General features: G+C 41.2%; 17 protein-coding genes. All 17 read left to right on the top strand.

The annotated features are described in order from the left end of the window. The first annotated feature begins 142 nt into the window (after positions 1–142). Positions 143–703 carry a hypothetical protein gene (locus KKC46_09450; protein MBU1054041.1) on the top strand — a complete coding sequence of 187 codons (561 nt, stop codon included), beginning with the start codon at positions 143–145 and terminating at the stop codon, positions 701–703. Positions 704–708: 5 nt separating this feature from the next. Beyond that, positions 709–1,803 (top strand): phage portal protein, encoded by a 1,095-nt coding sequence (locus KKC46_09445; protein ID MBU1054040.1) that lies wholly within the window; start codon positions 709–711, stop codon positions 1,801–1,803. A 138-nt stretch (positions 1,804–1,941) separates the two neighbouring features. After that, on the top strand, positions 1,942–3,423 hold the full coding sequence (locus tag KKC46_09440) for a hypothetical protein (protein ID MBU1054039.1): 1,482 nt from the start codon (positions 1,942–1,944) through the stop codon (positions 3,421–3,423). A gap of 10 nt (positions 3,424–3,433) precedes the next feature. Then, complete coding sequence (locus tag KKC46_09435) at positions 3,434–3,766, top strand: hypothetical protein (protein ID MBU1054038.1); 333 nt, start codon at positions 3,434–3,436, stop codon at positions 3,764–3,766. Continuing rightward, a complete protein-coding gene (locus tag KKC46_09430; GenBank protein MBU1054037.1) occupies positions 3,750–4,070 on the top strand; it encodes a hypothetical protein in 321 nt (106 codons plus the stop codon). The genes KKC46_09435 and KKC46_09430 overlap by 17 nt, the downstream gene beginning before the upstream one ends. 162 nt (positions 4,071–4,232) lie before the next feature. Next, positions 4,233–4,640, top strand: coding sequence for a hypothetical protein (locus KKC46_09425; GenBank protein MBU1054036.1), 408 nt, complete (start codon positions 4,233–4,235; stop codon positions 4,638–4,640). Position 4,641: 1 nt separating this feature from the next. After that, positions 4,642–5,490 carry a hypothetical protein gene (locus KKC46_09420; protein ID MBU1054035.1) on the top strand — a complete coding sequence of 283 codons (849 nt, stop codon included), beginning with the start codon at positions 4,642–4,644 and terminating at the stop codon, positions 5,488–5,490. A 151-nt stretch (positions 5,491–5,641) separates the two neighbouring features. Then, a complete protein-coding gene (locus KKC46_09415) occupies positions 5,642–5,794 on the top strand; it encodes a hypothetical protein (protein MBU1054034.1) in 153 nt (50 codons plus the stop codon). Position 5,795: 1 nt separating this feature from the next. Further along, positions 5,796–6,071 (top strand): hypothetical protein, encoded by a 276-nt coding sequence (locus KKC46_09410; GenBank protein ID MBU1054033.1) that lies wholly within the window; start codon positions 5,796–5,798, stop codon positions 6,069–6,071. Positions 6,072–6,089: 18 nt separating this feature from the next. Further along, entirely contained in the window at positions 6,090–6,908 is an 819-nt protein-coding gene (locus KKC46_09405) for a hypothetical protein (GenBank protein MBU1054032.1), read from the top strand. Positions 6,909–7,080: 172 nt separating this feature from the next. Then, complete coding sequence (locus tag KKC46_09400) at positions 7,081–7,896, top strand: hypothetical protein (GenBank protein MBU1054031.1); 816 nt, start codon at positions 7,081–7,083, stop codon at positions 7,894–7,896. Between the two features lie 3 nt (positions 7,897–7,899). Beyond that, positions 7,900–8,475: a hypothetical protein gene (locus KKC46_09395; protein ID MBU1054030.1), complete on the top strand. Its 576-nt coding sequence runs from the start codon at positions 7,900–7,902 to the stop codon at positions 8,473–8,475. Positions 8,476–8,511: 36 nt separating this feature from the next. Further along, entirely contained in the window at positions 8,512–8,667 is a 156-nt protein-coding gene (locus KKC46_09390; protein ID MBU1054029.1) for a hypothetical protein, read from the top strand. A gap of 623 nt (positions 8,668–9,290) precedes the next feature. Continuing rightward, on the top strand, positions 9,291–9,470 hold the full coding sequence (locus KKC46_09385) for a hypothetical protein (protein ID MBU1054028.1): 180 nt from the start codon (positions 9,291–9,293) through the stop codon (positions 9,468–9,470). Then, positions 9,463–10,752, top strand: a complete 1,290-nt coding sequence (locus KKC46_09380) for a terminase family protein (protein ID MBU1054027.1) — start codon at positions 9,463–9,465, stop codon at positions 10,750–10,752. Before KKC46_09385 ends, KKC46_09380 begins: the two co-directional genes overlap by 8 nt. A 122-nt stretch (positions 10,753–10,874) precedes the next feature. Continuing rightward, on the top strand, positions 10,875–11,240 hold the full coding sequence (locus KKC46_09375; GenBank protein MBU1054026.1) for a hypothetical protein: 366 nt from the start codon (positions 10,875–10,877) through the stop codon (positions 11,238–11,240). Continuing rightward, positions 11,230–11,685, top strand: a complete 456-nt coding sequence (locus KKC46_09370) for a thermonuclease family protein (protein MBU1054025.1) — start codon at positions 11,230–11,232, stop codon at positions 11,683–11,685. Before KKC46_09375 ends, KKC46_09370 begins: the two co-directional genes overlap by 11 nt. Positions 11,686–11,807: the final 122 nt, after the last annotated feature.

The following is an 11,807-nucleotide window of genomic DNA, read 5'->3' as shown; positions in this document are numbered from 1 at the left end:
GAACACATGAAAGAGAGATTATCTGATTTCAGAAATTCTCTAAAGGCATATAACAAATCTACGATAGAGGAGGAATGTCTTGTTTCGATTGCTGAATCTTTGCTCATCATTTGTGAGAAGATCAGCAAAAAGATTTATTAATATGACTGACGGAATAACCGACCCAGGCAACAATAATATATTGCAGAACTTCTCGGACGCTACAGCAGGCCGAAGTATGCAGCTCTATTGGTGTACTGATGTTTACGATAGTACAGGGTGGGATTATGTAATGAATCGCGATTCCGGTAATTCCAGGATGATATACATTCAGCACGCCACCCTTTTTGATATTGACTATGATATTACAATAAATAAACCTACTATTTTTCAAGGCCAGGCTATTTTGGATTTTACTTTTGGGCTTAATAGTGCCGCTGGAGCGAGTGCCTGTTACATTGTCTTTACTGTTTATCATTATGATGGTGTTACAGAAACGGCCTTAGGAACTGTCACTAGCGAAACCGTCGCCAAAAGTGTAGATACTCTTATGGTTGGAAAAGTCAGGATAGACATTTCCCGTAAATTATTTGGGGTAGGTCACGTATTACGATTAAATGCCGTAGGCCACAATAATGGGAATGGCAATGTAGTTTTATATATGAATCCTCAAACGGCGGGCGAAGAATTAAAGTTATGGATGCCCGTTGTTAATCTGGAGTGAGTATTATGCCCGAAACAAAAATATCAAGTTCGATTGCGTCAGATTTGACAAATTCGATGATTGATTATTCAGTCAATCCTCAAGACACCGACGGACAGAGCGACCAGAAAGAAACTACTTGGCAAATGACCGACTGGAGCGAAAATCTGGGATATTATAAAGAAATTCCGGGGCTTCAGGTGGCTATTGATGCTAAGGCTGTCTGGACCATAGGGGCTGGTTTTACCGCTGACCCTATGACTACATTTTTATTACAATCTATGAATGGCCAGGGAAAGGATACGTTTAATACTCTTCTTGATAATTTAATTCGTGGTTATATTATCGGCGGCGATTCCTTTGCAGAAATAATCCGGGATAGTTTGGGATATTTAATTAATTTAAAACCACTAGACCCCAGCTGTATTATGATTGTGATTAATCGCCAAGGGCAGATAATCCGCTATGAGCAAGTAATGAAGAACAAACAACCAAATAAAAAATTTAAACCAAATCAAATTTTTCATCTGTCTCGCAAAAGGCTCGCTGATGAGATTCACGGTATTTCCATTATTCCTTCAGTCAAGTGGATAATAAATGCAAGGAATGAGGCTATGAGTGACTGGAAACGGGTACTACATAGAAATATTGACCCTCTCTGGATATTTCATCTTGATACTGATGATGTCGCAGAGATTGCGGCATTTAAAACAAAAATGGACGGAGCTCGAGCCAGCGGTGAAAATATGTATGTCCCCAAAGGCGTGGTAGTCCCTGAGATAGTTTCAACGGCCGGAAATGCTACTCTAAATCCGCAAAGCTGGATTGATTGGTTAAATGATTGTTTTTTTCAAGCCGTTAATTGCCCTCAAATAATTGTCGGTAATGCAAAAGAATTTACTGATGCCAGCGGAAAAATTGTATATCTTTCGTTTGAGCAATCCGTAAAATCTGAGCAATTATTTGTTGAAGAGAATGTTTTAAAGCAATTAAATCTTGAGATTGCATTAACTTTTCCCGCAAGTCTACAGAATGAGTTAATCTCTGATAATTCCAAGGCTCCCGATATGCAGGCATCACAGCCGAATGATACAACGGCAGAGTTGGAGGGCAAAGATTGATGTTAGACGTTGAAACGGCTATAAGTACAGTTGGTTTTCCTATTGTAGCATTTTTGCTTATGTTTTATCAGAGTACGAAAACAATCAAGGAAAACACAAAGATTTTAAGCCGATTGTGTATTCTAGTTGAAGGGTCCAATGGCAAAAAAAGGAACTAAAGAAAATCCCTATAATGTTGAGGAGTGGAATAAATATAGGTCTGAGCGTGAGGCGAGGCCTCCTTTGCCTCAGGCTCAGTCTCCATCTCCAGGTCAAGTAAATTTAACATCTTCAGGCGAAGTTATGAAAGATTTGAAACCTGGAGATATGCAACGACAAAATACACAGATTACGTCTATACAACAACCCTTACAGCAGCAACCACTACAGCAGGGGCCAGTAGAGCCACCAGAAGGTTCTGTCAATTTTCCCCCTAAGGTTTCGGGTGTTCCCCCTGGTGCTAGAGATGTGTCTTTTTCCCCTGACGGTTCTTTGCAATATGTTGATATAACAGGAGTTAATCATCATTTATCTGTAGATGGCAAGGATACTGTTCTCCAGAGTGGTGCTGTTGCACCTATTACAGCAGAAGACTTATTTACTGTTATGCCTGTCGGTCCTATGGCTCGTTTTGGATCAACTTTAGGAAAAATTGGCTTGGCCGAGAGCACTATAATTGCAAGAGCCGAGACTAAGGCAATGATTAAATTAATTGAAAGTAATTCCTTAGCTTCGTTTATGTCCGATTGTGTTGCAAATATTGGACAGATTCCCTCTAAATCAACTATCACATCAGCCGGAAAGATTGTATCGAACCAGCTCAATACAGCTACTTTGAAAATGGCCGATAATATATTAAAAAAAAATTTTACTTCAAAGGGATTAAAGTTTTTTGGCAAATGGGCCGCATATATCTCTCTTGGGGCTGCTGCCGTCGGGTTCGGCCTTTGGGGTAGAGCTGAAGCCCCCGAATCTCCCACTATGATTATGAATAAATATCTTATTCCCAACGCTCGGCGGACCGGCAACTGGACCCTTGTTCATGAGGCTTCGGACGCAATATCAGAAATCACAGAATCTTCCGCCTGGGATTTTTTATATTATACTCCTTTTTCCCCTATTAAAGGCTCCTGGGAAAAAATCAAGGGTAACGCTATGGGCGCAAAAGTTCTTAATGCTGTAGCGAATGATTTGGAACATCAACAATTGAATGGTGAGGATGAAGAAGCATATTATCAACGAATCAGCGACAGGGAAAACGCAGATTTTAAGAATAACACCGATTATTATAATCAACAAAGATTAAGGTATGATATTATAATTAAAGCCTCAGAAAAAGCCCAAGTAGATTATTATAATCAAGAGGCGGTAAAAACAGAGATAACAAAAAGCGGCATTGGGCGTAGTGATGTTGATTATTACAATGTTCAATCTCTGGAAACAAATCAACAAAAAATCGATATGGAACGTGCCTGGATGTTAGAACAGGGCGAATATTGGAGGAAAGAAAAGGAAAAAACAAGAAAACAAGAACTGGCCGACCAGCAGGCAATCCAGAACTTCTGGACAGAATATAGAATACAACAGCAGATAATCAATGAAAACAGCAGGCCGAGTGCTTTGACGTTTGGCTTGATATGAGGAAACGAAAATGAATTTGAAAACTGAAGCAAATAATTATGTGCCACCACAAACTAAGAATATCGCAGATTTGGATCATGTCCCTGTTGATGTAGAAATCTTCGAAGACACCGCCACGAGTTCTGATGGCGAACAATTCACGTATAAATATATTGTTGCGGATGGCACCCGTTATCGTGTGCCTGGAATCGTACTCGGTGGCATAAAAGCGATTTTAAATAAAATACCCGACTGTAAATCTGTCATGGTCCAACGTGAGGGCTCCGGGCTACAAACTCGTTACTTCGTTATGCCTTATTGGCCCCCAGTTGAAAAAAAGGTGAAAAATGCCAAACCAAACTAAAACTCCTTCTATCCCCGGGCCTGTAGAAAATGCACCACCCAAGACACAGGTCCATCCCCCAGAAGGACAAGGAGAGGCTTCGGCCTCTTCTCTTATTGAAAAAGCCACTGAGGCCGCCCAACGGCTTGAAGCAGGGAACAAAGAACTGGCTCGCCTCTTGAAAATTCAAGAACAAAATATCATCCAGCAGATGTTAGGTGGCCGCTCTGTGGCAGGGCAACTACCCAAGACCAAAGAGCAGGAAGACTTGGAAAGTGCTAAGAAACTTCTTGAAGGTACTGGTTATGAATCCCTCTTCGGATGATTTCACTTTTGTAGTTAAACGCTGTATAAAGTGCGGTAATATTCGGAAGTTTGTCATGGGTACTGCCAGAGCTGAAATGAGCATTTGCGGCAATTGTTGGGACTGGAAATCAGAAGATTTAAATAGTTGAATCCCTGGGTGCTTCCAAAGAAAGGTGATTTCATGGCAAACGAAGCCGTAATAATTGAATTATTTAATGGTGGACGACCGATAAGATATACCGTTTCTAATGCTGCTGGTATTGCAAAAGGCGCGCTTATGATTGTTTCCAATCCTCGAACTGCCGCCGCACATACCGCAGCCGCAGACGCTCCTTTTGTTGGCATTGCTGCTGCTGAAAAAGTTATAAATGACGGTTCAGTGTCATTAGCTGTTTATACAGATGGCATTTTTGATATTACTGCTGCTGCTGCCGGTGTTACGGCTGTAGGTGCTATTTGTGCCACTTCTGCCACTGCTAACATGATTCAAGCTGCAGATGCAAACGACCTTTTGCAAGGTTCTACAGTTGGTCAATGTTTGGAAGCTCATGCGAATGATGAAGTCGCAGCTGTAAGGGTGAACAAGTAAAATGGTAGATTCAACTGGTGAAGCGGACCTTAGGGCTGAAAATGTATCTAAGGTAGTTACTGGTTTTGCATTGATGGAATACAAGATGAAGCAATTATGTATGATTCAATCTAGTAATTCCTGGACCGAAACTTATTATAAAGAAACCGCGGCCGACCTTGTTGGTGGTCTTGGTTCTGATGTCGCCGGAATTCCACGTTTAGCCAATTTTCCGTATGGTGAAGTCACCTGGACCGCAGTATCTGGAATAAATAATAAATTTGGTATGGAAGGCATCATATCCTGGGAAGATGAACGGACCAATAATGTTCCTATGATTGCACGCACTTTGCTCCGTATTGCTAGAGCAGTCACTAAATCCTCAGATGCCGTCATTGCTGCTGCTATTCTGTCATTGGCTGGAAATACTTATGCAGCTAATGCAACCTGGAATAATGCGGTCATTGCTGATAGAGACCCTATCCAGGATATTTTGGGTGCAAAGGCGTTGATTGAGATTGATAATTATAATCCGAACAGTAATGGCTATTTATTGCTCCATCCTACAAATTTGAGTGAGTTGCTAGGGAATGCCAATATCCGAAATGCCGGCCAGTTTTATACTGATGCTGTCACAAGGAATGGTGTTGTTGGAAGATTATTGAATCTGACTGTAATTTCTTCAAATGTAATTACTGAAGGCGGAAGTCAGATAGTGATAGCTAAAGAGGCTTTGACTTGGAAGCAGGTTGTAGGTCTTACAACTGTGACTATTAAGGATCCTGGCGTAAAAACCACTGTCAGGTCCTGGGAAGTTGGACAGATTCAAGTCCCTAATGTAGACGCAATATGCAAGATCACAGGAATTTAAATGGTCGCCGCAACACTACTTTATAATGGAAGTTCCTCCGATACCGGAGCTATTATAACCGCCTTGGGTACTAATGCAGCCTCCACTTTGATTGTTGTTCCGAATGGAAATTCGCAGGGAGTTGCAATATTCCTCCAAGGGTCTTAAGAAGATGTCAAAAGAAAACAGACGTAAGGAATTTATCCGATTGATGGATCTGGGCAGACAAAAAGATATACCTCCCGAATTATGGGCAGAATTCAAGCCTAAAGACAAGATAGTCGTGCCTGTAAAGGCTGAATCCGGAAATAAGAAGGTGAAATAAGTTGGGAGTTGAAGTTAAAGACGCTTTAGTCGTAAAAGAAATCCATATCGGGGATATTTGGGGAGCAAATACTTTAAATAGCATGGCAGTTCAAGACGGAACTATAATCACATTTGGCTCAAGTTCAGGAGTTAAACTTGGTACTGCAACCATTCAAAAAATTGGTTTTTGGAATGCAACCCCTGTTGTGCAACAAATTCTAGCCACAGGTACAGGAAAAACGGTTGATAATGTAATTACATTATTACAGACCCTGGGTTTATGTAGGCAATCATAAAGAAAATGAAAAAGAACAATGAAACTCTCAAATGCTTTTAAACCTTCCAAAAAGGTCAAGTTCTCGTTACCGGGTAATACTGGGTATGATAATCCGAGAGAAAATATCGACCCCCATATAAAAACTAAGGTTATATCGACCAAAGAGATAGACCATCCAGATTTTAAAACATTAACAAATGCTTCTAATGCTGATACTCTGCATAAACATAATGTTATAAAAAATACAACCATCGAGTCCGTAGCGATAACTACGGGTACGGTTTTAACAGTCACCGGACCAGCGACTGCTGACTGGGGACTGTTACCTGTCAAAAATATATTTAAAACAGCTGTCCCCATTACCGGAACCATCCCTACAGCCAGCGGAGAATCAGACGCACTTAATTTTATATCAACTGATGGCTCAATAACAATCGAGGGCGACATCACCACAGACACGCTTGATTTTGAAATTGACCAATCAATCGCCCATACTTGGACTAATACGCATACTTGGGGCTCAATGACTATAGATTCTAACGGTCGTTTATATATGGGCGGTCTCAGAGTACCAACATCCATAAAATCTGCCAATTATACAGCAACTTATGACGATTATTTTTTAATCATCAATACTGCTGCATCCAATCGAACCCTTAATCTTCCCGACACATCAGCTAGGAATGGGACAGTATATAGAATAATCAAGTATGGGGCTGCTAATACTCTGACCATTGACCCCTCAGGTGCTTATACCATAGATGGGGCCGCAACAAAGGCCTTGACAACAAATCTTCATTGCATCGAAATAATTTGTTATGCTGGTAATTGGTTTACGACATTAGATAATCAATAAAGAAAAAGAAAATGGAAATTGTCAAAATCAGGACAAACAATGGTCGCATAATCACCTTAACTATTTTTAAAAGGACCAGTACTCACTATCTAGGGCTTGACAAATTCAATAAACAAGTCATTATTCCAATAAAAGACATAGATTCACTAATTCCAATTGAGGCGGTTCCGAAATGAAAACTAAACTTAAAGTTTCAACTCGTACCTATAATTTTAATCAGAAATCACAAAAAATTCTAGAAGTGATGCACTCTTATCCTGAAGGAATCACTCCTAAGGAGCTAGGGCGGCAAACTGGCATAAATGTAAATACAATCAAATCAATTTTGCCAAAATTGAAAAACATAAAAAAGGCAATAAGGGGGCTCTACAAAGTTTTTGAATGGGGGGACGCCCCCCCCTCCTCTCCTTTCTCCGAGCTCCGGTCCTGGAACTTCCATAATTGCGTCTTGTCGGGGGTAATCCCTTCTTATTCCGGCTCTTTCATCCAGACCTCTCATAGTTTGAATTTACTCAACTTAGAGTTTATTCTTACCAATTCAGGACGGTGCACATTAAGATTATCCAGTGACTTTCCGCTCAATATTTCCAGCATTTGCCTAATGGCCGGCTATTTCCAGGAGCAGATAAATAAATATTCCAAGGCCATACTTAGTTATCGCCAAATATCTGTTAAGACTATTGAATTTAATCGTGATTATACTAATCTCAGGCTAGATGGTGTTAAGTGCATCACTTTAGACAATTTGGTAGAACAGTTCAAGGTCTATCAAAAGAAGCTCGGGCTCCGGATTGAGCATAAGACTAAGGTTCTGTTTAATGTTCAGAATGTTATAGATATGCTTACCACTGACCCCAATAGTATGGATTTACGTCTTAACCTATCCAAGCAGAAGGAACAATTGGACAGATTAACAATAGCCACTTCCCAACATACTCAGCTCCTGTTCAAGGTTATTGACAATTTAAAGGCCCAGGCCGGAGAGTGAAAAATGAAAATTAAGCGTATTAGAATGAATTTTAAACAGCAGCTAATTGATTTAAGATCTTGTCCAAAGGCTATAATATTTGTAGGGAATATGACAATGCAGGAAGCTTGGACTAAATGTCAAAGAGGAGATTGGATGTTGTGGTTGTATCAAAAATTGCATCCTACGAAGATAAGGCAGCTTACTCTTGCGAAAGGTCATTGTGCCAATACGGTTAGACATTTGATGAAAGATATACGGAGTAGGGATTCTGTAGATGTAGCCATAAAGTTTGGTGAAGGTAAAGCCACTGAAAAGCAATTAATAGATGCTACTGCTGGTGCTTTTGCTGCTTATGCTGCTGCTGCTGGTGCTGCTGCTGCTTATGCTGCTGCTGCTGGTGCTGCTGCTGCTGCTGATGTTGATGCTGCTGCTGCTGCTGCTGCTGCTGGTACTGCTGCTTCTTATGCTGCTGCTGCTGGTGCTGCTGCTGCTGGTGCTGCTGCTGCTGCTGCTGCTTTTTTGAAAGGTGGTAGCAAAGTAGGGGAAAAGAACCAAAAAAAGACTGCTGAGATTTGTAGGAGGTATTTGAAGATATGATTTTTGAAAATAAAGGCCCAGGCCGGAGAGTGAAAAATGATAAATAAAGCCCTGTTGATAAGACGTCGGCACGTAAGAAGGCTCAAGCCTCCGACATATAGGCCCAAGTTAAAGGCCATCGCATCCCGTATCATGGACCAGATAGCAGACCAGAAACAGACCCGTGTCCAGGAGTACATAGATTACGATTAACACCCTTGAAAGGGTCATGTGGCGTATTCGGAAGAAGTTTCCGGATGTATTGACCATCTCTAATCTTCAGCTTAGGCGTGCCATCATGTATGAGTGCGGTACAGACCCCAGGACAGTGGCAAATAATCGAAGGGCTCTAAAGCACCTAGGCTGGATAAAAGCCAAGGGAAGGCGTTATATAAGCCTCACAAACTACGACATAACGGGTGATGAAAAATAGAGACCAACACACAAAACAAAACCCAGGCCATGCTCCGCAGTAGACCCTTAAGGGCCATACTGTCTCCACATATCCTGGGTAAATTGGTCCCGATAAGACTATATGGTCTTCTATCGGGATTCCGGCCTGCCTATCTGGTCAGGCCTCATACTAGCTCGCTTATTTGTCTGCTGAGGCAGTATCTTTAAGGGGACGTCCCCTTTATTACAACGCCCCCCCTACCCCCCGCCGGGGGGTGTAATCAACGCCCCCCCCTGCCCCCCGCCGGGGGGCAAAAGCATAGTATCCATGGTTATTATGATTGTTATGACGTAGCGAATCTTGAAGGGTGATGAGTGTTTAAACATCCACCCCTTGGAACATTTTTATTATATATTTTATATAAAAACTGGAGGAAAATAACATGAAACTAGACAAACTCGATTGGATAGACGCCTTGGACGAAACCCGAACCGAACTCCGGGCTGCATGGATGTATTATGAGAAAGTAAAATTATTGTATGCTGCAATTGAAAAGAAAGTAGAATTCTTAAAGGCTGAAGATAAGCCGTTTGGTGTCAATGATGATGAAGATTATGACTAAGAGCGATTTACCGGTCTTTAAGTGGGACAAGTGGCAGCAGCAAGTTTTGGATCATGATGGCAATATTACACTTCGGACAGGCCGTCAAGTTGGTAAGACTGAGGTAATATCTGCCAAAGCGACCAAATTTGCCATAGAGAACCCTGGCACTGTCACTCTTGTAATTGCCGCCAGTCAGCGGCAGTCATCTCTTTTGTTTGACAAGGTTCGCGGTAATTTTGATAGATTACGGGATTCTGGGGTTGATTGGTATGCTGAACGTCCAACCTTGACCAAGATTATTTTAAGGAACGGTTCTGTTATTTATTCATTACCTGCTGGCCGAACAGGTTATTTTATCCGAGGTTTCAGTATTGATTTATTGATAGCTGACGAAGCAGCTTATATTCCGGAGATAGTCTGGAATGCGGTAATTCCCATGATTGCTGTTTCCCGGGAATGCCGGGGTATGGGTTATATTATTCTTCTTTCTACTCCTTTTGGCAAAGGCGGCTATTTTTTCAATTCCTTTACTGACCCAGATTTTAAGTCTTTTCATGTCAGCAGTGAAGATTGCCCAAGAATTCCTAGGGATTTTTTGAAGAAAGAAAAACAGCGAATGACGAAAGCCCAGTATCGTCAAGAGTACTTGGGCGAATTTACGGATGAGTGGAACCAGTTTTTTTCTACAGATTTAATCAAGAAATGTATGACCTTCATCTCCTGGAGCAAGAAGCTTGATTACAATATATCTGCCCGTTATTATCTCGGTGTAGACATTGCGAGATATGGCGGCGACCAAAACGCTCTAGTAATCTGTGAATTACTGAATAATAAATTAAAAATAGTGAAAACATTTACTACTGACCGAATTTCGACCACCGATACGATTGCTCGGATTGAGATTATTGATAAAGATTACCATTTCGCAAAGATATTTATAGACGATTCGGGTGTTGGTGGTTCTGTGTTGGATGTGTTGCATGATAAACTAGGGCGTAAGGTCATGGGTATAAATAACGCCTCAAAGCGTGTAGAAGTTCAGGGAGAAGAGAAAAAACGTGGCATATTGAAAGAGGATCTCTATAGCAATGTATTAATGCTAATGGAAACGGGACGCCTTGAGCTGATTTCTGACCTTGATTTACTTCGCAGCTTAAAATCTATCACTTTTCAGTATGGCGATTCAAAGTTAGGCACCAGGAACTTAAAAATATTTGGCGACTATAGCCATTTGACCGAAGGTTTGGTCAGGGCTTGTTGGTGCACTAAGGAGCGGGGCTTGAAGTTGTATTTATATTAAGCACTGGACAGTCCAGTGGGTCGCCGTAAGATATTATTGCAAATCTTTAAGTTTTAATTATGCCCAATTTACAACTTATAATTGATAATGTTTAAATAGTATCTTGTCAATGGCCTCTATTTATGGTCGATTCCGGTATTTTTGCAACGACTGCCGAAGTATTAAGAAAAGCGGGTGCTCATGCTTCGGCTGCTTCCAAAGATGAGGCATTTGTGAATGATTACATGACACAAGTCGAAAGCATCATAAACTCCGTGTGCAGATACAACTTTTCCGATAATTATGCTGCTTTGAATGCAGATACAAAAGGGATCCTTAAACAGGTAGCCTCAGATCTGGCAGCCATTTATGTAATAACTTACGATATGTCAGGATATACAACCAGGATAACAGCCGAAAACATGGTTAATATCCTTCGGGATGCTGCACTAAGGGGCCTTAGCATCCTTCGCGACCAAAAAACGCAGGATTTCATCAATGGAGCATGATTATAAAAACTATCCAGAATTAACAAATGCCCAAATTGCCGAATTTGGGTTGATGTCCCCCGTTCCTCAGATAACAGAGGATTTCGTGGCTACCGTCATTAAGGTTCATGACGGGGACACCATTACTTTACGAACAACATTCCGGGATTTTGATTTTCCGGTTCGTTTTGTCAATATTGACGCTCCGGAAATGAATGCCGGGGGAGAGGTAGCTCAACAATGGCTCGAAAACCAAATTTTAAATCAGGAAGTCCAAATCGGGGTCCAACGAAAAAACCGGGTTGGCAAGTATGGCCGGCTTTTGGGCCGTGTATATTATCGTGGTTTAGATATGGGCGAATCAGAATTACGTCTTGGTTTCGCGGTGCCATTTGGAAAAAAGGCCGAGGGCGAGATTCCGGCACTAGGAAAGGAGTTAAATCTTAAAAAATGGTTAGAAATTTAGACGAACACATGAAAGAGAGATTATCTGATTTCAGAAATTCTCTAAAGGCATATAACAAATCTACGATAGAGGAGGAATGTCTTGTTTCGATTGCTGAATCTTTGCTCATCATTTGTGAGAAG

The organism is Pseudomonadota bacterium, from assembly GCA_018817425.1.
Classification (GTDB): domain Bacteria; phylum Desulfobacterota; class Desulfobacteria; order Desulfobacterales; family RPRI01; genus RPRI01.
This window is presented reverse-complemented; position numbering and strand designations above follow the sequence as displayed.

Excerpts from the sequence above, each read along its gene's own strand:
- KKC46_09445 (MBU1054040.1), top strand. The coding sequence starts at position 709 with ATGCCCGAAACAAAAATATCAAGTTCGATTGCGTCAGATTTGACAAAT.
- KKC46_09385 (MBU1054028.1), top strand. The coding sequence starts at position 9,291 with ATGAAACTAGACAAACTCGATTGGATAGACGCCTTGGACGAAACCCGA.
- KKC46_09425 (MBU1054036.1), top strand. The coding sequence starts at position 4,233 with ATGGCAAACGAAGCCGTAATAATTGAATTATTTAATGGTGGACGACCG.
- KKC46_09420 (MBU1054035.1), top strand. The coding sequence starts at position 4,642 with ATGGTAGATTCAACTGGTGAAGCGGACCTTAGGGCTGAAAATGTATCT.
- KKC46_09450 (MBU1054041.1), top strand. The coding sequence starts at position 143 with ATGACTGACGGAATAACCGACCCAGGCAACAATAATATATTGCAGAAC.
- KKC46_09390 (MBU1054029.1), top strand. The coding sequence starts at position 8,512 with ATGATAAATAAAGCCCTGTTGATAAGACGTCGGCACGTAAGAAGGCTC.
- KKC46_09370 (MBU1054025.1), top strand. The coding sequence starts at position 11,230 with ATGGAGCATGATTATAAAAACTATCCAGAATTAACAAATGCCCAAATT.
- KKC46_09400 (MBU1054031.1), top strand. The coding sequence starts at position 7,081 with ATGAAAACTAAACTTAAAGTTTCAACTCGTACCTATAATTTTAATCAG.
- KKC46_09395 (MBU1054030.1), top strand. The coding sequence starts at position 7,900 with ATGAAAATTAAGCGTATTAGAATGAATTTTAAACAGCAGCTAATTGAT.
- KKC46_09435 (MBU1054038.1), top strand. The coding sequence starts at position 3,434 with ATGAATTTGAAAACTGAAGCAAATAATTATGTGCCACCACAAACTAAG.
- KKC46_09430 (MBU1054037.1), top strand. The coding sequence starts at position 3,750 with ATGCCAAACCAAACTAAAACTCCTTCTATCCCCGGGCCTGTAGAAAAT.
- KKC46_09415 (MBU1054034.1), top strand. The coding sequence starts at position 5,642 with ATGTCAAAAGAAAACAGACGTAAGGAATTTATCCGATTGATGGATCTG.
- KKC46_09405 (MBU1054032.1), top strand. The coding sequence starts at position 6,090 with ATGAAACTCTCAAATGCTTTTAAACCTTCCAAAAAGGTCAAGTTCTCG.
- KKC46_09375 (MBU1054026.1), top strand. The coding sequence starts at position 10,875 with ATGGTCGATTCCGGTATTTTTGCAACGACTGCCGAAGTATTAAGAAAA.
- KKC46_09380 (MBU1054027.1), top strand. The coding sequence starts at position 9,463 with ATGACTAAGAGCGATTTACCGGTCTTTAAGTGGGACAAGTGGCAGCAG.
- KKC46_09440 (MBU1054039.1), top strand. The coding sequence starts at position 1,942 with ATGGCAAAAAAAGGAACTAAAGAAAATCCCTATAATGTTGAGGAGTGG.